This is a genomic window from Candidatus Eremiobacteraceae bacterium (assembly GCA_036511855.1).
Classification (GTDB): Bacteria; Vulcanimicrobiota; Vulcanimicrobiia; order Eremiobacterales; family Eremiobacteraceae; genus JABCYQ01.
Window position 1 is genome coordinate 17916 of sequence record DATCBN010000029.1, and the last position, 17993, is coordinate 35908.

At 63.7% G+C, this 17993-nt stretch carries 18 protein-coding genes; 15 read left to right on the plus strand and 3 right to left on the minus strand.

The annotated features are described in order from the left end of the window. The 3 genes from ruvC to VII69_04400 are packed head-to-tail and all read left to right on the plus strand — an operon-like array spanning position 1 to position 2110. Positions 1-504, plus strand: a complete 504-nt coding sequence (gene ruvC, locus VII69_04390) for a crossover junction endodeoxyribonuclease RuvC (protein HEY5094341.1) — start codon at positions 1-3, stop codon at positions 502-504. Beyond that, positions 501-1133, plus strand: a complete 633-nt coding sequence (ruvA, locus tag VII69_04395) for a Holliday junction branch migration protein RuvA (protein ID HEY5094342.1) — start codon at positions 501-503, stop codon at positions 1131-1133. Before ruvC ends, ruvA begins: the two co-directional genes overlap by 4 nt. Then, the gene (locus VII69_04400; protein HEY5094343.1) at positions 1130-2110 is read left to right on the plus strand and encodes an NAD-dependent epimerase/dehydratase family protein; all 981 of its coding nucleotides are present in this window, start codon (positions 1130-1132) and stop codon (positions 2108-2110) included. The genes ruvA and VII69_04400 overlap by 4 nt, the downstream gene beginning before the upstream one ends. A gap of 17 nt (positions 2111-2127) precedes the next feature. On the opposite strand, the gene VII69_04405 is transcribed toward VII69_04400, so the two are convergent. Then, positions 2128-2262, minus strand: coding sequence for a hypothetical protein (locus tag VII69_04405; GenBank protein HEY5094344.1), 135 nt, complete (start codon positions 2260-2262; stop codon positions 2128-2130). 171 nt (positions 2263-2433) lie between these two features. On the opposite strand from VII69_04405, the gene VII69_04410 reads away from it, so the two are divergent. From VII69_04410 to queA, 4 genes are all read left to right on the plus strand, one after another. Then, entirely contained in the window at positions 2434-2808 is a 375-nt protein-coding gene (locus VII69_04410) for a hypothetical protein (GenBank protein ID HEY5094345.1), read from the plus strand. Then, entirely contained in the window at positions 2777-3841 is a 1065-nt protein-coding gene (ruvB, locus tag VII69_04415; protein ID HEY5094346.1) for a Holliday junction branch migration DNA helicase RuvB, read from the plus strand. The genes VII69_04410 and ruvB overlap by 32 nt, the downstream gene beginning before the upstream one ends. Positions 3842-3909: 68 nt before the next feature. After that, positions 3910-5061: a SpoIID/LytB domain-containing protein gene (locus tag VII69_04420; GenBank protein HEY5094347.1), complete on the plus strand. Its 1152-nt coding sequence runs from the start codon at positions 3910-3912 to the stop codon at positions 5059-5061. Further along, a complete protein-coding gene (gene queA, locus VII69_04425) occupies positions 5058-6116 on the plus strand; it encodes a tRNA preQ1(34) S-adenosylmethionine ribosyltransferase-isomerase QueA (GenBank protein ID HEY5094348.1) in 1059 nt (352 codons plus the stop codon). Before VII69_04420 ends, queA begins: the two co-directional genes overlap by 4 nt. Positions 6117-6203: 87 nt before the next feature. Here the strand turns inward: queA and VII69_04430 are convergent, their stop codons facing one another. Next, positions 6204-7919, minus strand: coding sequence for an NFACT family protein (locus VII69_04430; GenBank protein HEY5094349.1), 1716 nt, complete (start codon positions 7917-7919; stop codon positions 6204-6206). Between the two features lie 50 nt (positions 7920-7969). Here VII69_04430 and gmk point away from each other — a divergent pair, with 50 nt between their 5' ends. The 8 genes from gmk to VII69_04470 are packed head-to-tail and all read left to right on the plus strand — an operon-like array spanning position 7970 to position 15709. Continuing rightward, positions 7970-8554 (plus strand): guanylate kinase, encoded by a 585-nt coding sequence (gmk, locus tag VII69_04435; protein ID HEY5094350.1) that lies wholly within the window; start codon positions 7970-7972, stop codon positions 8552-8554. Between the two features lies 1 nt (position 8555). Further along, positions 8556-10388 (plus strand): glutamine--fructose-6-phosphate transaminase (isomerizing), encoded by a 1833-nt coding sequence (glmS, locus tag VII69_04440; protein HEY5094351.1) that lies wholly within the window; start codon positions 8556-8558, stop codon positions 10386-10388. Between the two features lie 10 nt (positions 10389-10398). Then, complete coding sequence (gene rph, locus VII69_04445; protein HEY5094352.1) at positions 10399-11181, plus strand: ribonuclease PH; 783 nt, start codon at positions 10399-10401, stop codon at positions 11179-11181. Further along, positions 11178-11513 carry a hypothetical protein gene (locus VII69_04450; GenBank protein ID HEY5094353.1) on the plus strand — a complete coding sequence of 112 codons (336 nt, stop codon included), beginning with the start codon at positions 11178-11180 and terminating at the stop codon, positions 11511-11513. Before rph ends, VII69_04450 begins: the two co-directional genes overlap by 4 nt. Next, positions 11510-12292, plus strand: a complete 783-nt coding sequence (locus VII69_04455) for an ABC transporter permease (protein ID HEY5094354.1) — start codon at positions 11510-11512, stop codon at positions 12290-12292. The genes VII69_04450 and VII69_04455 overlap by 4 nt, the downstream gene beginning before the upstream one ends. A 9-nt stretch (positions 12293-12301) precedes the next feature. Continuing rightward, on the plus strand, positions 12302-13108 hold the full coding sequence (locus VII69_04460) for an ATP-binding cassette domain-containing protein (GenBank protein HEY5094355.1): 807 nt from the start codon (positions 12302-12304) through the stop codon (positions 13106-13108). A gap of 17 nt (positions 13109-13125) precedes the next feature. Next, positions 13126-14631, plus strand: a complete 1506-nt coding sequence (locus VII69_04465; protein ID HEY5094356.1) for an MlaD family protein — start codon at positions 13126-13128, stop codon at positions 14629-14631. Between the two features lie 7 nt (positions 14632-14638). Next, on the plus strand, positions 14639-15709 hold the full coding sequence (locus tag VII69_04470) for a PLP-dependent transferase (protein HEY5094357.1): 1071 nt from the start codon (positions 14639-14641) through the stop codon (positions 15707-15709). A 72-nt stretch (positions 15710-15781) separates the two neighbouring features. Here VII69_04470 and VII69_04475 read toward each other — a convergent pair whose 3' ends face one another. Then, positions 15782-17953, minus strand: a complete 2172-nt coding sequence (locus tag VII69_04475; protein HEY5094358.1) for a DUF5916 domain-containing protein — start codon at positions 17951-17953, stop codon at positions 15782-15784. Positions 17954-17993: the final 40 nt, after the last annotated feature.

Here is a 17993-nt window from a genome sequence, read left to right on the forward strand (position 1 = left end):
GTGCGTATCCTGGGCATCGATCCGAGCTTGTACTCGACCGGCTACGGCATGATCGACACGAGCGGTCGCGAGCTGCGGCTCATCGAAGGCGGCGTGCTCGCGCCAGGCAGATCGGCGGCGTTGCCGGAGCGGCTCGCTGAATTGCAGCGCGGACTGCTGGACGTGATCCGGTCGTTGAGGCCGGATGCCATGGTTGTAGAAGAGATATTCTCGCGCCCCGCTTTTCCGCGCACCGCGATCCTCATGGCACACGCGCGCGGCGCGCTCGTGTGCGCGGCGGCATTGCGCGGTTTGCCCGTGTACGACTATGCGGCCACGCGCGTCAAGCGCGCGCTCGTGGGCAGAGGGGCCGCTTCGAAAGCCCAGGTGGCGGCGATGGTGGTGCAGACGCTGCGGCTTCGCAAAGCGCCGGACCAGACGGACGTGACCGACGCTCTGGCGCTAGCCATCACGCACGCACGGCGCAGTGCGCCGGGAGCCGTGTCTCGCGGGTCGCAGCGATGACCTTTTCGCGAATCGACGGTACGCTGCGCGAACGAGGCGAGAACACGGTACTGATCGAGACCGCCGGGCTCTCCTATTCGATACTGCTGCCCGGGTGTGTCGCAGACAAGCTCAGCGCAGTCGCGATCGGCGACCCGCTGCGGCTTGAGATATTTTCATACCTACAGATCGACGGCAACCGCGGCACCGCCAACTACGTCGGATTCACGAACACCGTTGAGCGAGATTTTTTCGAAGCTCTGCTCACGGTCGCGAGCATCGGACCGAAAACGGCGGCTCGCGCGTTTTCCAGGCCGATGGCGGAGATCGCGCGGCGCATCGATGAAGGCGACCACGCGAGCTTGCGCGGCCTTCCGGGTATCGGCGCCCAAAAAGCCAAGGATATCATCGCCAAATTGCAAGGCAAGGTATCGCGCTTCGGCCTCATCCGCGGCGAAGAGGACGGCAAGCGTCCGGCCGCACATCCGGATTTCGTCGCCGAAGCGATCGACGTACTGCTGCAATTGCAATACCGGCGCGGCGAAGCCGAGCGCATGGCTACCGAGGCGATGGCCGCCAACAAGGGGATCGCGAACGCTGAAGACCTTCTCGCGGAAATCTACAAGCAACAGCGGCCGGCCGCGCCGTGAATATCCTCGTCATCGGAGGGACTCGGTTTCTCGGCCCTCATTTTGTCAGAGCGGCATTGGCGAGAGAGCACCAAGTGACGGTGTTCAACCGCGGGTCGCGGCGGCTACCGGAAATGCCCGCTCTGCGCCAAGTGCACGGCCACCGGCGCCGCGACCTCGATTCGCTGAACGGAGGCTGGTACGACGTCGTCGTCGACACGTGCGCTTTTCATCCGAACGAAATCGCGGCGTCTGCATCGGTGCTCGAAAAGAGATGTGCGCGCTATTGTCTCATCTCATCCGTGAGCGTCTATTCAGGCGAGTCGGGCGATCTCGACGAGTCCGCAGCAGTCGCCGACCCGCCCGTACCCGTGCCCGATGCGATGACGCTCGAGCACTACGGCGCGCTTAAAGCGCTCTGTGAGAGCCGCGCACGAGACGCATTCGCGGCCAAGCTGCTTGTCGTGCGCCCCGGCCTCATAGCCGGTCCGGACGACACAACCCATCGTTTTGCCTACTGGGTTCGTAGGATCGCGCGCGGCGGCGACGTCGTCGCGCCGAGTCCGCCGGACGCGCCCGTTGAGTTCGTCGACGTGCGCGATCTCGCCGCGTGGCTTCTGCTCGCGCTCGAGCAACGATTGTCGGGCACGTATAACGCAGACGGACCCGCGCGCCGGACGACGATGTCGGAATTGATGGACGAATGCATCGCCGTACTTGGTTCCGATGCTCGCCTGCATTGGATCGACCCACAGCGGCTTTTGGATTTCGGCGTCGAGCCGTGGGTGGAGCTGCCGTTGTGGATACCACAGGCGGCCGGCGGGTTTCTGACGTTCGATTCCTCGAAGGCACGGCGCGACGGTCTTGCGTGCCGGCCGATCGGCGCCACGATCGCCGCGGTGCGTGCGTGGGACCGCGAGCACGGACGGCCCGACGATGCGGTCGCAACGCTGACCGCCGAAAAGGAAGCGGCCGTGCTGCGCTCGTGCGAACTTTGAATAGACGAATCCGCTAGTCAGGAGCCGTCTGGAAACCCGCCGCGGATTTCTCCCGGGTCTCCAAGCGTGCATCGCTCTGCGATGCCTTGATTGTAGATGCGGCGGATCGCCGGACGGTCGCCAAGCGCAGACGGACGGACGAGCGTAGTCATTGTGTGGCATTTTTTGACACGACAACTATGCACCGCCGTACCGAAGTCGGAAGAAAGCCGCATCACGTTGGCCTTTTGGCGGTATCGCGCAGCATAACCAGCAAAGATATGTGACAGGTTACTGACGGCCGACATACAAATAGCACCGGAGCACACCGGGGAGATGCGAACATGATCGCGCGCGTTTGGAAGGGCACGACCACGGCGGAAGACGCGCAAGCGTATGCCGACTGCATGACCGCGACCGGCGTCACCGAGATCGAGTCGCTACAAGGCAATCGAGGCGTCATTGTCACGCGCCGCATCGTCGAAGGCGTCGCGGAATTCACGTTCGTCAGTTTATGGGATTCCATGGATTCGATTAAACGATTCGCCGGACCAGCGCCGGAACGGGCGGTTTTCTATCCGGAGGACGACCGGTTCTTAGTGACGCGTTGGCGCAGCGTGGAGCATCACGAAGTCGTCGGCGGACACGTGGCAGGCCACCGCTCCGGTGCGCCCAATACCATAGACCATGCCGCCGCGCAAACCCACGATCCACGGTGATCAGACGGGCGACGCGTCCACGCGCCGCGCGATCGTCAGCCCGGAGGAAACCGTTGAAGAACAGATCATCGCCGTCACGCTTCGTCCGGCAGGCTTCGATCGTTACGTAGGACAGACCGCAGTCGTCGAAAATCTGAAGATCTCGATCGAAGCGGCCAGACGGCGCGCCGAACCCCTCGATCACGTACTGCTCCACGGTCCTCCTGGTCTAGGGAAGACCACGCTGGCGAACATCATCGCGCGCGACCTCGGCGCGACGTTTCATCAGGTATCCGGGCCGACGCTAGAACGGCCCGGCGATCTCGTCGGCATTCTGACGAACTTGCAGCGCGGCGACGTGCTGTTCATCGACGAGATCCACCGTCTCCCGCGTGTGGTCGAAGAATTTCTGTATCCGGCGATGGAAGATTTCGCCATCGATTTCATGGTCGATAAGGGCGCATACGCGAAGACGATCAAGATCAGCCTTCAGCAGTTCACGTTGATCGGCGCCACCACGCGCGTCGGCATGCTGTCGGCGCCGCTGCGCGACCGATTCGGTATCGTCCATCACCTGGAATACTACAGTGCGGACGAGCTGCACACAATCGTCACCCACTCCGCAGACGTCCTCGGCGTCGCGCTCGGTCGCGACGGCGGCCGCGAGATCGCCGGGCGTGCACGTGGCACGCCGCGCATCGCCAACCGGTTGCTGCGCCGCGTCCGCGACTTCGCTGAAGTCAAAGCCGGCGGTGCGATCGACCGCGAAGTGGCCCAGGCGGCGCTCCAACTCGAACGCATCGACCTGCTCGGGCTTGATCCGCTCGACCGCGCGTTTCTCCACGCGCTCATCGGACAATACAATGGCGGACCGGTTGGCATCGGCGCACTTGCCGCAAGCCTCAGCGAAGAAGAAGCGACGTTGGTGGACGTCGTGGAGCCCTATTTGATGCAGATCGGCTTCTTGCAGCGCACCGCCGGGGGCCGGCGCGCGACGCCCGCCGCAAAGGCGCATATCGGAGCGCCCGCAAACGACCCGCCGCGATTGCTTTGAGATTGCGCGAACGCGCCGCCGCTTGCCAAAGCGATGGCTGGAGATACCTTGCGTGGGGCCAAGTAGCCGTGATCGCGCTATGCGCGCTTGTTCCCACGCCCGCACGAGCCGATGAGCCCGTTCGCATCGCTGTCGCGAGGCACGTGCACGCCACCGTCATCGCATCGGAGTCGGCGCTGCTGGTCCGGCCGCTCGACCAAAGCGTCCTCGGGCTACCGTTCGTCGCGCCGGACCTCGCGACCGTACTGGATCTGCGAGCGGTCGCCGGCCGCCTCATCATCGCGGGATCGATCCCCGCCGGTCAAAAGATCGCCATCGTCTCCCCGCTTGGTTTGCCGATCGCCGTCGACGGAATGCCCTACCGCGGCAGCTTCATCGTGCAAGTCGATCCCGACGGCGAGATCACGGTCGTCAACGTCATCGATCTGGAGCAATATCTGTACGGCGTCGTCGGCAGCGAAATGCCTGCGTCGTGGCCCGCCGCGGCGTTGAAGGCCCAGGCCGTCGTCGCGCGCACGTATGCGATCGGGCGGCTCGGCATCCGCGACGATGTCGGCTACGACTTGGTGGCTGGTGAAGCGGATCAGGCGTATCGCGGCATCGATGGCGAGTCCCCTGCGGTGATCGCCGCGGTGGACTCGACGCGCGGCGCAATCCTGGTCTACGACGGGCAGATCGTGCACGCGTACTACTCCGCCGATGATGGCGGATATACCGCGGACGGAGCGGCGCTATCGGATCCGCAACCATATCTCGTTCCGCTTCGCGACCCTTATGCTGCGGGTTCACCAGACCGCTATTGGTCGGCGTCGGTCAACGCCGCCGAGTTTGCGCAATCGGTCAACGCGCTCATCGCTCCCGTCGGCTCGCTGACTGGGGTCGCAATGGGTGCCACCGATAGCTCGGGCCGGCTGCGATCTGTTCTGCTGACGGGTTCGGTTGGAAGCGCGGCACTATCCGGTTTTGATTTCCGGCGGCTGGCGGGCCGCCATCTCGTTCGCAGCACGCGAATCTCATCCGTCGCGCTGAACGGTCGCGTGATCCGCGTGATGGGGACCGGCTTCGGTCATGGCGTCGGCATGTCGCAATGGGGCGCACGGACTATGGCGGCGGATCGCTTCGATTATCCGGGCATTCTGCGCTTTTATTTCAGAGGAACGGCGCTCACCACGATCGCCGATGCGCCGAGCAATGCGCCGCTGACGAGCAACGGTCCGTGACCGCACCGTCCGCCGCGAGCGTGGACGAACATCGCACGGCCGCATACGAATACGCGCTGCCGCGCGAGCTGATCGCACAGAGGCCAACCGAGAAACGCGACGGGTCGCGGCTGCTGGTCGTGCCGCGAGACGACGCCGTTCGTCACCGCCACTTCTCCGAAATCCGCCGAGAGTTGCGGCCGGGCGACCTTCTCATCGCAAACGATGCGCGCGTGTTGCGTGCACGTCTTCGCGCCACCCGCGCCGGCGGAGGCGCGGCCGAAGTGTTGCTCTTGCACCCGGCGGACACGGCCGAATCGTGGGAAGCGCTCGTGCGCCCGGGCCGGCGCATCAGGCCGGGCGAACTTCTAAAGCTCGCGGAGGGCGCGACGATTGAGATCGGCGATCGGACGCCTGGAGGCGGCCGGGTCGTACGGTTCGCTGGGATCAGCGCGGACGATGCGATGAGCCGCTTCGGAACCATTCCACTTCCGCCGTATATAACCGAGCCGCCGGCAGATGCCGGCGAACGTTATCAAACGGTTTATGCGCGCAAGGCCGCGGCCGCGGCCGCGCCCACGGCGGGTCTTCACTTCACCGAGGAACTGTTAGACCAGCTACGCGCCGATGGCGTGGAGTGGGCGACGCTGACGCTGGACGTCGGAGCCGGAACGTTCGCGCCGGTCACGGCCGACGACATCCGCATGCATGTCATGCACCGCGAGCGCTACGAAATTCCGGCGTCCACTGCTAACGCGGTCAACGCAGCGCGCACGCAGGGAAGACGCATCGTCGCCGTCGGCACGACTTCGTTGCGCGCGTTGGAATCGGCGGTGAACGAAGATGGCCGTATAACGGAAGGCGCAGGTACAACGGGGATCTTCATCTATCCGCCGTTCGCTTTTCGCGCCGTCGACGCGTTGATCACCAATTTCCATCTGCCGCGTTCCACGCTCCTCATGCTGGTCTGCGCGTTCGCGGGCCGCGAACGGATGCTTGCGGCATATCAAACCGCCGTCACCGAACGTTACCGGTTCTTTTCCTTCGGCGACGCCATGTTCGTCGAACGCGCCTAGCTCTGCAGGAGGGTGAGCAACCCGTACTAGGGTGAGCAACGCTCACCCAATTGGGCAAGCGATGCTTGCCCTAATACGGGCGCCCTGTCATATCTTGCGCGGTGCGACGAGCACCGTCTTGAAATCCGTGTACCAGACAAGTCCGGGCCGGCCTTTACCCTGCTTGCGCACGTGTTTGCGCTGGGTGAAGTCCACTTCCACCTTTCCCGCGGCGGCGCCGCGGCTCTGGCCCGCAGCCAGCGCGGCCGCAGCGAGTATGTCGTCGTCGGTCGCCGTCGAACGGCCGTCCGGCGCTCGAATCACCACGTGAGCGCCCGGAATGCCGCGCGCGTGGAACCAGAGATCGTTTGGCCCGGCCACGGAAAACGTGACGCGCTCGTTGTCTTTGGGTGATCTTCCGACATGCGCGATGGCACCGCTCGGAAGCGCCACGGTGCGGTCCTTGCGTGCGGGAGAGCGGGCGCCCGCGGCAGTGCGTTGCGATCGCCGCAGATTGATGGCCTCGGCGACCTCGTCGAACGCGCCGGGATCGCCGGTCTCTTCCGCGCGTTCTACTTCCCAGAGCATCTGCTCCCACAAAGCGCGGTTGGCTTCGAGCGCGAGCAGGCGCTCGGCGATCCGCGGAAGACCGCTGCGCGCTTTGCGGAAGCGCTTGAAATACGCTTGCGCATTCTCTTTGGGATCGAGAAGCGGGTCGAGGACGATCGTCGTTCCATCGCGGGTCGTGAAGAAGTCTTGGCCGGACGTCAGCTCCGACAGATGGGCGTAGATCGCGTCTCCCGAGATGCGCAGCGAATCGGCTTCGGCCGCCGCCACCTGCGCGGCGCGCAATCGCGCAGATTCGTCGGCGCACCGGGAAAGCATGACCCCCAACCGCTTGCGTAGCGCTGCCGCAAGCGGCGCATTGCGGCGGCGGCGCGCGAAGGAAAGCTCCTGTGCGCACACTTCGTTCAGCGACGCGTGCGATTCAGCGGCCCCCGGCGCCCAGCTGAGGGGGACGCAATGACAGGCAACCGCGGTTCCGCCGCGCATGTACGCGAAGACCGGCGCGTGAATGTCGGCCGCGCATCGAGCGACGTCCGTCCGCAATGCCGACCATTCTTCCAGTGTGCGGGCGAGCGACGGCGCGGCGTCGCCGTCGCGCAATACACGTTGGATGACCTCGCGCGCAAGCGGCGGAGAACACGACGGTTCGGCGATGCTCAGCCTGCGGGCAAGCTCGCGCGGTTCGCCGCCTGCCGCTCGTTCGGCGTCGAGTGCCGGGATTCGAGCAGCAGAGTCGGCGGAAGTATTACGCGCCGGCGGCGGTTCGTACGGCTTGCCGGCTGCGACGTCGCGCGCACCTTCTGCACCTTCGATCGTTTTTGCCACAGCCAATACCGTGAATCCGCCGCCATCGATCGGGCGAAGGACGAGCGCGTTCGCTTTGCGCGGTTCCAACTCGAACACGAGTCGATGCCGGGAAGGCACGCCAAACGCCGAACGAGAAGTCAAATCCACGTTGATTATGCGGTCGTGCGGAACGGCGTGGACGGCCTCGACCGTGGCATTGCGCAAGAGCGCGGCCACAGCGCCCGTCCAACCAGCGGGGCCGCTTTCGTATTCTTCGGCATCGCCCTCGACAGCGGCTAGCAGCGGACCTTCGGGCGCCAGCGAGGCGATGAGCGCCACTTGCGTACCGCGCCGGTGACACGCCATTGCAAGTCCCAGCGGCTCACTTCGCAACGACTGGACGCGGGCGCCACGCAGGCGCTCGTCCAATTCAAGTGCCAGCCGGCCGACGAGCCAGACGTCGAGTGTCATAGACGAGAGGACGAAGCATTCTGAATCCCGCTGCCATCGGTCGAGAATCGGTGCTTCTGGTTGTATCCGGGCCTTCCGGCGTCGGCAAGGACAGTCTGATCGAAGAATTGCGGCGTCAGGAACCAACGCTCGCGTATTCGACGTCGGCCACGACCCGCGCAGCGCGCCCCGGCGAAATCGACGCGATCCATTACTTCTTCATTTCGCGAGCGACATTCGAGCGGATGATGGCTGAGGATGCGTTTATCGAGACGCGCGAATACGCCAACAATCTTTACGGCACGCCGAAGCAGTTCGTCCTGGACGCGCTGGCGGCCGGCCGCGATGTGATTATGAAGCCGGAAGTCAACGGCGCTCTCGCGATCAAACGCGCTTTTCCGCAAGCGGTGCTTGTATTCTTGACCGCGCCGTCGGACGACGCGCTGGCGCAGCGCTTGGAGCGGCGCAGCACCGAGACGCCCGCCGACATCGCGCGACGGCTCGAGATCGCGAAATTGGAAGAGCGTTTCGTGATCGATTACGACTACCTCATCGTGAATGACGCGCTTGAAACCGCTCTCGGCCAATTGCGCGCCGTATTGACGGCCGAGCGATTGAGAGTCGCCCGGCTTCGGGCTAAGGACAGGAGCGCCTGAGATGTGCGGCATCGTTGGGTATATCGGCAAACGCGACGTGGTCGGGGTTCTGCTCGACGGCCTGCGACGCCTGGAATACCGTGGTTACGACTCGGCGGGTGTGGCCCTCGTCGATGGCAACGACATCGTCGGCTGCAAGCGCGTCGGCAAGCTCGGCAATCTCGAGGAGGCGCTGACGCGCCACCCGCTGCACGGCACGATCGGCATCGGGCATACGCGTTGGGCTACCCACGGCCGGCCGTCCGACGAAAATGCGCACCCGCATATGGATTGCAGCGGCCGGATCGCCGTCATCCACAACGGCATCATAGAGAATTTCGCCGCGTTGCGAGCGGACCTCATCGGCGAGGGTCATAAATTTGTGAGCGAGACCGACACCGAAGTGCTCGCCCATCTCCTTGAGGAAGAATTTAGAGACGGGGACTTGGTGGCGGCCGTTCGGCGCACGCTCGCGGTCGTCAAAGGCGCGTACGCGCTCGGCGTGCTCTCGGCCGACGATCCCGAGCGCATCGTCTTCGCGCGCAACGGCGCCTCGCCGCTCATCGTCGGCTTGGGCGACGACGAGATCTTCGTGGCCTCCGACATCCCCGCGATCCTCCACTACACGCGCAAGCAGCTCATCATCCAAGAGGGAGAGGTCGTCGTCGTCACGCGCGGGGGCGCGGAGATCACCACATTTGACGGCGAGAAAGTGACCCGCGAGATCACCCACGTCTCATGGGATGTGCGCGCGGCGGAAAAGGGCGGCTTCAAGCATTTCATGCTGAAGGAGATCTACGAGCAGCCAAAAGTGGTCCGGGATACGCTCGCCGGCCGGATCGACGAAACAGGTCTCGTCCATCTTCCCGATATCGGCATCTCCGATTCCGACCTTCTGAAGATAAAGAAGATCACTATGTTCGCCTGCGGCACGGCGTATCACGCCGCAGTGTACGGCATGTATCTCATCCGGCAACTGGCCAAACTTCCCGTCGAGCTCGAGCTGGCCTCCGAATTCCGCTACGCCGATGCGGTGGTCGAACCCGACAGCCTCGCTATCGCGGTCTCGCAAAGCGGCGAGACGGCCGACACGCTCGAGGCGGTGCGCATCGCGCGAACCGGCGGCGCAACGGTGCTCGGCGTGTGCAACCGCGTCGGGTCTTCGCTTTCGCGCAGCGCGCACGGCGTGCTCTACACGCATGCCGGACCGGAGATCGGCGTCGCCGCCACCAAGACGTTCACCGCGCAATGCGTCGCCATGGCGCTCCTCGCGCTCCATCTCGCGCGCCTTCGCGGCACCGTCGACCGGGCAACGCTTGAGGAGATCGGCAACGCGTTGCAAGACCTTCCGGCGCTTGTCGATCAGGCGCTGAACGTCAATGAGGAGGTCATCCCCGTCGCGAGGCGCTACGCGAAGGCGCAGAGCGTGCTGTTCCTCGGCCGACACGTGAATTTTCCCATCGCGCTTGAGGGCGCGCTGAAGCTCAAAGAGATCTCGTACATCCATGCCGAGGGCTACGCCGCGGGCGAGATGAAGCACGGGCCGATCGCGCTGCTCGACGAAAACGTTCCGTGCGTCGTCATCGCCACGCGCGGCCCCGTGCAGGAGAAGGTCCTGAGCAACATGTCCGAGGCCAAAGCGCGGGAGAGCCGCATCATCGCGATCGCCAACGCCGACGATTCCGGCGTCCTCGAGACCGCAGACGTGGTGCTCACGGTGCCCCAGACGCATCATCTCGTCGCGCCGATCGTCAACGTCGTGCCGCTGCAGTTGCTCGCCTACCACATCGCCGATCGTAAGGGGTGCGATGTCGATCAGCCGCGCAACCTCGCCAAGACGGTAACTGTGGAATAGCGGTGCTTCGATGATTTCCTCCGGACGCGAAGGCGGCCGCGCCGACGACGAATTGCGGCCGGTCGTGATTCAGACGGGCTATCTCCGGTTTGCCAGCGGATCTGCGTTGGTCTCTTTCGGCGAGACCAAGGTGTTGTGCGCGGCGGCGATCGAGGATCGCGTGCCTCCGTTTCTCAAGGGCCAAGGCGTCGGCTGGGTGACGGCCGAGTACTCCTTGTTACCGCAAAGCACTGCGGACCGGACGCCGCGCGAATCGTCGAAAGGCCGCGTCGGCGGACGCACGCACGAGATCCAAAGATTGATCGGGCGCTGCCTGCGGTCCGTCGTCGACACGCGGGCGCTTGGCGAACGGACGGTGACGCTCGATTGCGATGTGATCCAAGCAGACGGCGGCACGCGGACCGCGTCGGTCACCGGCGCATTCGTCGCTCTCTGCCTCGCGCTTTCGAAAGTGCGAGCTGCGGGTACGCTGCGAGGATGGCCGGTCGTCGACTGGCTGGCGGCGGTATCCGTGGGCGTCGTCGGCGGGCGCCCCTTGCTCGACCTCGACTATCAGGAGGATTCGCGAGCGCAAACGGATATGAACGTCGTCATGACCGGCGATGGACGCTACGTCGAAGTGCAAGGCACGGCAGAAGATGAGCCGTTCAGCAAGAACGAGCTCGATCGGATGCTCGCGCTTGCCGGCCGCGGCATCAGCGCTTTGATCGACGCGCAGCGCGGCGCGCTGGCGGAATTCGGATTGCCCAACTTCGGCGGCAAAGCGGTTGCGGCAAAGGTTGGCAAGCCGTGAGTACGGCTCATTCGGCGGGACCGGCCCTCACCGATCTGGTCGACGCCTTTCGCATCACCGACCGCAGCCTGCAGCGAGCGCGCGAACGCCTCCGTGTCGAAGCGTCGCCGGATTCCGACGCGGAGTTCAGGCGTCACGCCCAGCGCTATTTCGCCTCGCTCGAGCGCGAGGCCCGAAACCATTTGGCCGATATCGATCGCAAGCTCGACGAACTCTATCAGCGGCAGTACAATCTGCAGGCGGAACGTGGAGTCGCGGAACGGCGCCTGGCCGGCGCGCGCGGCGTGCTCTCGGCGCTGCGCGAAACCGCCGGCGGGGAGGCCATCCTATGAGCGTCGCGGCTCACAATCCGGAGATCCCCGGCATCGACAATATCCGGCGCTTCTTCGCATACGCGGGCGGCATGTCGATGCTCTTGGCCGACTCGTGCCGCTACATCTTCACGCTGCGATTCCGATTCAGCGAGGTGATGCACCAGGTCTATTTCCTGGGCGTGCAATCGTGGCCGATCATCATCTTGACGTCGCTGTTCACCGGCATGGTCATTTCGCTTGAGGCGGCGGCTCAAGCCGTCGCGTACGGCTTCGCCACGTTCATCGGCGGCACCGTGGCATCGGGCGAGATCCGCGAGCTCGGTCCCATGCTCACCGGCATCGTGTTCGCCGGACGCGCAGGAGCCGCCGTCACCGCTCAGCTAGGATCTATGGTGGTGACCGAGCAAGTCGAAGCGCTGCAATCCATGGGCGTGAGTCCGGCAAAGGTACTGGTCGCACCGCGCCTTCTGGCTTGCATCATCACCGTGCCCATGTTGACGATATTCGCGGATATCGTCGGCGTGCTCGGCGGGTTGTACATGGCGGAGTGGCAGGTGCATCTCGCACCTACGATCTACTGGCGGTCGGTCCAACAGATGGTCATCATGGACGACTTCTACAAGGGGCTGTTCAAAGCTGCCGTATTTGGTTTGATCGTCGCGTTGGTCGCCTGCTTCGAGGGGCTCCGGGCGCGCGGCGGCGCCGAAGGCGTCGGCAAGGTCACGACGAGTGCGGTCGTCACGGCGATCATCCTCATCTTCGGATTCAACTTCGTGCTGTCGTTCCTATTCTTCTGATGGCCGGCCATGATCGATCGTAGCGATCCGAGCCATCTCGAAAAGCCCGCCCAGCTGCCGCCGGACGACGTCGCCGTCAGCCTGCAGTGCGTGGAGATGCGCTACGGACCGAAGATCGTGCTCTCGGATTGCTCGATGGACTGCAAACGTGGCGAGATCACGTGCGTCATCGGGTTGTCGGGGGCCGGCAAGTCTTCCATCTTGCGGGTCATCAACGGACTTCGGCGGGCGCACCGGGGCCATGTGTTCATCAACAAAGTCGAAACCACGCACTTGAGCGAACGCGCGATGATCGACATCCGCAAGAAGATGGGCTTTGCGTTTCAATACTCGGCGCTGTTCGACTCGCTGACCGTCGGCGAAAACGTGGGCTATCCCTTATACGAGCACACGACGCTTTCGAACGACGAGATCCGGGCACGCGTCGATCAGACGCTGGAGGCGCTCGGCCTCGAAGGCGTCGATAAGAAGATGCCTGGCGAGATGTCGGGCGGTATGCAAAAACGCATCGGGTTCGCGCGCGCGGTCGTGAACGATCCCGAGATCATCCTCTTCGACGAACCCACAACCGGACTCGACCCGATCATGACGCACGTGATCACCGACACGATCAAGCGGATGCAGACGAAGCTCAAGGCGACGTGCGTCGTCGTCTCGCACGATATGCCGTCGGTCTATGCGATCGCCGATAATATCGCGATGCTCTTCGAAGGCACGATCATCGAGTACGGCCCAGTAAGCCGCATCAAGGCTTCGAAGAACCCGATCGTACAACAATTTCTTGAGGGCAGCGAAGTTGGCCCGATCCCGATATAGCCGCGGAGGGCGTTGACGTGGGCAGCCAAATACGCGTGGGAATCTTCACCATCCTCGCCCTGGCGGGCGCGGTGGCGGTTTACTACGTTCTCGAACACTCCAAGCACGCGGGTTACGACATCGGGGTGCATTTCAAGAACACCGCCGGACTCCAGTCCGGCTCGGCGGTGCAGCTGGCCGGCGTGGACGTCGGCGTCGTGAGCGACGTCCGGCTGCTGCCCGACCAGACCGCGGTCGTTATCTGCAACATCAATCCTGCGAACGATATCTATCGCGAGTCGACGTTCATCATCACCACCACGTTGACCGGCCAATCTTCCGTTCAGATCTATCCGCCGAAAGTTCTGGCAAAGGCCACGAAACTGCCGCACGAGATTGGAAACGAGGCGGAAATGCCCGAGGGTGAGCTGCCGCCCTCGCTCGCCGACCTGGCCACCGAGGGCGAATCGCGGCTGCATTCGCTCGACGCCACCATCGCGACGGTTAACCGCGAATTGCCGCGGATAACGCGGGCCTTTTACGGCCTGGCAAATCATAGCGACCAGCTTGTCGTTCATGCAGACAGCACGCTCGTCCGGTTATCGGCCGATCTAGACGCGACCGTGTCCGACCTCAACCGTGTGGTCGTCACGAGCGGGGCAAACCTGCAGCAGGTCACGGCCAGCACGAATGGGATGATCGGCGACAACCGCAAGCGCATAAATCTGCTGCTGGAAAATCTGGCAGCGACGTCGACGAGCGCTCGACGGTCTATGGAAAATATCGCTGCGATCACATCGGACCCGTCGCTGAAGAAAAATCTATTGTCCACCGCGGATAGCATCTCGGCAGCGGCTGCCCAAATAAAAGCCATCGCAACCGATGTGCACAGCATCACGGGCGACCCAGACGTCCAATCCAATCTGAAAGGGGCAGTCGGCAATCTAAGCGCCGCCATCGCTCGAGCGAATTTGCTGTTGGGAAATTTCGCAAACGACTCCGGGAACGGCGCTCCGCAGAACGGGCGAGGGCAGCCGCCGTCGTCACCGGGGCCACAGCCAAAACCGGGTGCTAACGGCGGAACGCCGGGCCCACTTGTCTCACAACCTGCGGCGGTCCGGAAAGCCCGCCAAGGCTTAGCGTTGCTTTCGACAAGCATCAGGGAGACATGGAGCAACGCAGGCGGGGGTCCCGCAAGCGACATCAACCTGACGTTGCTGCCGAGCCTTGGCTCGCACGTGACGCTCGGTGCGAACGATCTCGGCTACCACACGACCTACAACGCCCTGTTCGAGACATCGCGTTCGCCAGGACTCACGCTTTCCGGCGGCATCCTTTACTCTACGCTTGGTTTGAAGGCCGTGCTCAACCCCAGAGGCATCATCGCTCTCGACGCTCGGCTCTACGACGCCAAGCATCCGAAGTTCGACATTTACGGAAACCTGCGCCTGAGCGAGCGGCTCCGTCTATTCTACGGAGAACGCAACGCGCTGCTGAACAACGGTCCACGCCTCCCGTCCTTTGGCATCGAGCTGAAGAATTAGGTTTTCGATGCGACTGGAAACCATCGCGGTGCATGCAGGCACGGAACCGAGCCCCGGCGTGGGCGCGGTGACGCCGTCCATCAATCTCTCAACGATCTACGAACGTGGCGCGGATGGCGGTTACCCACACGGCCATTCGTATGCTCGTCGCAGCAACCCGAATCGGTCGGCGCTGGAGCGCACGTTGGCGTCGCTCGAGGGCGGTGTGGACGCGGCCGCCTTCGCATCGGGTTCGGCGGCGACCCATGCTGTTTTCTCCGCGCTCGGCCGCGGCGCGCACGTCGTCGCGCCGGCCAACGCCTACTACGGCACGCGCGTCATCCTCACCGACCTCTTGGAACCCTGGGGCCTTCGCGCCACGTTCGTCGACATGAGCCACGCCGCAGCGGTGCGAGACGCACTGACGTCCGAGACGAAACTCGTTTGGATCGAATCGCCGGGCAATCCGATGCTCGACGTCGCGCCCATCGAGGCGATCGCGGCGTTCGCAAAAGCTGCAGGCGTCGCGACCGCGTGTGACAACACGCTCGCCACGCCGGTTTTCCAGCGGCCGTTCGAGTGCGGCGTCGATCTTGCGGTCCATGCCACCACAAAATATCTAGGCGGCCACAGCGACGTCATTGGGGGCGCCGTCGTGACGCGGCAATCGTCAGCGCTGTTCGATCGGATCCGCCACATCCAGCATGCGGCCGGCGCCGTGCCGTCACCATTCGAATGTTGGCTCGTGCAACGGGGAATCAGGACGTTGCCGTACCGGATGCGCGCGCACTCCGCCAATGCCGGTGTCGTGGCGGCCTTCTTGCGCGCCCATGCAAATGTCGAGGCCGTGCATTATCCGGGATTTGGCGGAGTGCTCTCGTTTCAGGTACGAGGCGGCGAAAAGGAAGCGATGGGCGTGGCCGCGCGCGTCCGGCTGTTCACACGCGCGACTAGTTTCGGAGGGCCCGAGAGCCTCGTAGAACATCGTGCATCGGTGGAAGGGCCCGATACGAAGACACCGCGCAATCTGCTGCGCCTGTCGATCGGGCTGGAGCATCCCGACGACCTGATCGAGGACCTCGCCGCCGCACTGTACTAGGGCAAGCATCGCTTGCCCATTTTTTCCGGGCAAGCGATGCTTGCCCTAGTACGCTTGCCCTCGACGACCGGATCACGTGCCGGCGCCGCCGCCGATGCGCAAGACGTACTTGACGATGAGCCGGTCCAGGGTGGCGCTTGCGGCCGGGGTCCCGAAGTTGATGAACAGCTCGTCGCTGTTGTGAAACCGCTCGTGAAGGCCGACCGCGAGGTTGATGCCCGGTGCGGCGAATCCGCCGTTTCCGTTGACTGAGCGAAGCGCGATCGACACGTTCGTATCCGGACCGAACGACTCGCCGATGCCTATGCGTCGCAGCAATTGTCCGTCGTTAGAGCCGTTGTCAAATCGCTCGTGCGTGCCGTCATACTCGAGCGTGAGGTTGAAGCGCGTTCCAAGTGCCCGCGACGTAGACGACGCGAACTGCTGCAGGTAGAAATTCGAAAACCGGCCGGCGCCGTACGACGCGTCCACCGGTGACGGGGTGCCATCGCGATACCCCAAAGCAAGCGTGGTCGCATTGAACGGAAGCGCGACGCCGCCCGTGAAGATCGGATCGTCGAACTCGCTTGTAGCTTGAGAGAGGCTGACCTGCACCAGGTCCGGGAACACGAAATCGACGTTGCCGAAGAAATCGGCGGAATGCACCGTTCCATCGCGCGCGAGTAGCCGGTCGCCGGCGAGGAACGAGGTGAACGACTTCACGCCCGCCCACGTGGTGTTCGAATCGAACGTGTAGATGGGCCCCCGGGCGTCGTTGAATGGCGTGATGCCGTCGAGCGGCGAGTAGCCCGGGCTGATGTCTTCGTAGCCGTACAGCCATTCGTAGTTCGGCTTGTGCACGTCGACGAATCCGTTGCGTTCGTAGCCGAATGCCTGAGGGGCAAGCGACAGATTGCTGGTTTCGAGCGCCTGATTGTAGCCGTAGACGAATCCGCTGGCGAGATCGCGGCCTTTGAAGCCCGACTCGACGGTGGAATCGTCGCCGATATCGTGGTGCGCCAAGACGCCGTCCACCCAGTACGCAAAAGTGCCGTCAGACAATTGGTGATTGAAGCCGAACGCGCTGTCGTCGATGGCGGAACCATCCGGTGCGAGGCCGCGCACGTTGAGCAATCCGATCGATTGCAGGCCGTACGTGCCTTCCAGTTTGAGACCGCGGTCGAACGTGCCGATGCCGGGCGTGTAGAACACCTGATAGGCAGGCCCTGAAAGCCCACCCTCCGGCGCTTGAGATGGCGAGAAGTATTGCGCGCCTTGTGCGAAAAACGGCCGGTACTCGTTGAGATTCCGGCGGAATTCCTGCGGCGCGATGGTCTGCTGGTCCACTTCGACGTTGGAAAAATCCGGGTTCAGCGTTCCGACGACTGAGATGGTGTTGGTTGTGGGATACGTGAAATCGAGCCCGTAATTTCTGACCGGTTGATCGGTAAACGCTCCGTTAGCCTGCTGGAACTGCTTGCGGTCGCTTCCGGCGCTTTCCAAACCGTAGAGTTCCGCGCGCGGCTGAGGTCTCGCTGCCCGCGTTTTGATATCGACGCCGGTGAGCGACGGCCAGAAACGAGCATCGGTGAAGAGCGGATATGCAGGCGGCTGGGCGTCTTGCATCACGCCGTTATACGCCCAGGTGTAATGCTCGCCGACCGCCGCGACGCCGCGTATGAAACTAAAGCGCCAATCGTGGCCGCCGCTTGCGCGCAGCACTTTCAGCGGAATGACCAAGACGGCGTTCCATGCGGTGCCATTGACGCTTGCATATGCTCGCCACGGCGGGTCGTATCGCGTCGATTCGCTGGCTTGCTGATAACGGACGCCGCGCGGCGTCGTCTCGAAATAGTAGACCTGGGTGCCGTTGCCGGACGGGTCCAGTCCGACGCCGACGAAATCGTCCTGGCCGAAGCCCACGTTGTTCGTGGTTTGCGCGGCGTGGATCTGAGCGCCCGATTGCTCGCTGCGAAACGCGACATAGATGTTGTCGGCGTCGTACAGCACCGACGCGGTGGTGGCGAGCGGCGCGACGACGTGGGTGGTGATGTCGTAGAAGCCGGTCACCGAAAGCGCTTTTTGCCAAACCGGATCCGCTAAAGACGCGTCGCTCTCACTTGCAGGCGTGCCGCGCACCGCGGCAAACGAGGCCGTGCGAGCCACCGAAGCCTGCGCGTGCGCCGGCAGCATCGCGACCATAGCCATCCCGACGATGACTGCATAGAGCGGCCGTCCCATCAACTCCTTACGAATTAGTTGCACGCGCCTTCGTTCGGAGCACAAGCGGACTTCATCCTGCTTC

Bases quoted from the DNA above. Each gene is read 5' to 3' on its own strand.
- ruvA (HEY5094342.1), top strand. From the start codon at position 501: ATGACCTTTTCGCGAATCGACGGTACGCTGCGCGAACGAGGCGAGAAC.
- VII69_04405 (HEY5094344.1), bottom strand. From the start codon at position 2,262: ATGACTACGCTCGTCCGTCCGTCTGCGCTTGGCGACCGTCCGGCGATC.
- VII69_04410 (HEY5094345.1), top strand. From the start codon at position 2,434: ATGATCGCGCGCGTTTGGAAGGGCACGACCACGGCGGAAGACGCGCAA.
- ruvB (HEY5094346.1), top strand. From the start codon at position 2,777: ATGCCGCCGCGCAAACCCACGATCCACGGTGATCAGACGGGCGACGCG.
- VII69_04430 (HEY5094349.1), bottom strand. From the start codon at position 7,919: ATGACACTCGACGTCTGGCTCGTCGGCCGGCTGGCACTTGAATTGGAC.
- glmS (HEY5094351.1), top strand. From the start codon at position 8,556: ATGTGCGGCATCGTTGGGTATATCGGCAAACGCGACGTGGTCGGGGTT.
- rph (HEY5094352.1), top strand. From the start codon at position 10,399: ATGATTTCCTCCGGACGCGAAGGCGGCCGCGCCGACGACGAATTGCGG.
- VII69_04455 (HEY5094354.1), top strand. From the start codon at position 11,510: ATGAGCGTCGCGGCTCACAATCCGGAGATCCCCGGCATCGACAATATC.
- VII69_04460 (HEY5094355.1), top strand. From the start codon at position 12,302: ATGATCGATCGTAGCGATCCGAGCCATCTCGAAAAGCCCGCCCAGCTG.
- VII69_04470 (HEY5094357.1), top strand. From the start codon at position 14,639: ATGCGACTGGAAACCATCGCGGTGCATGCAGGCACGGAACCGAGCCCC.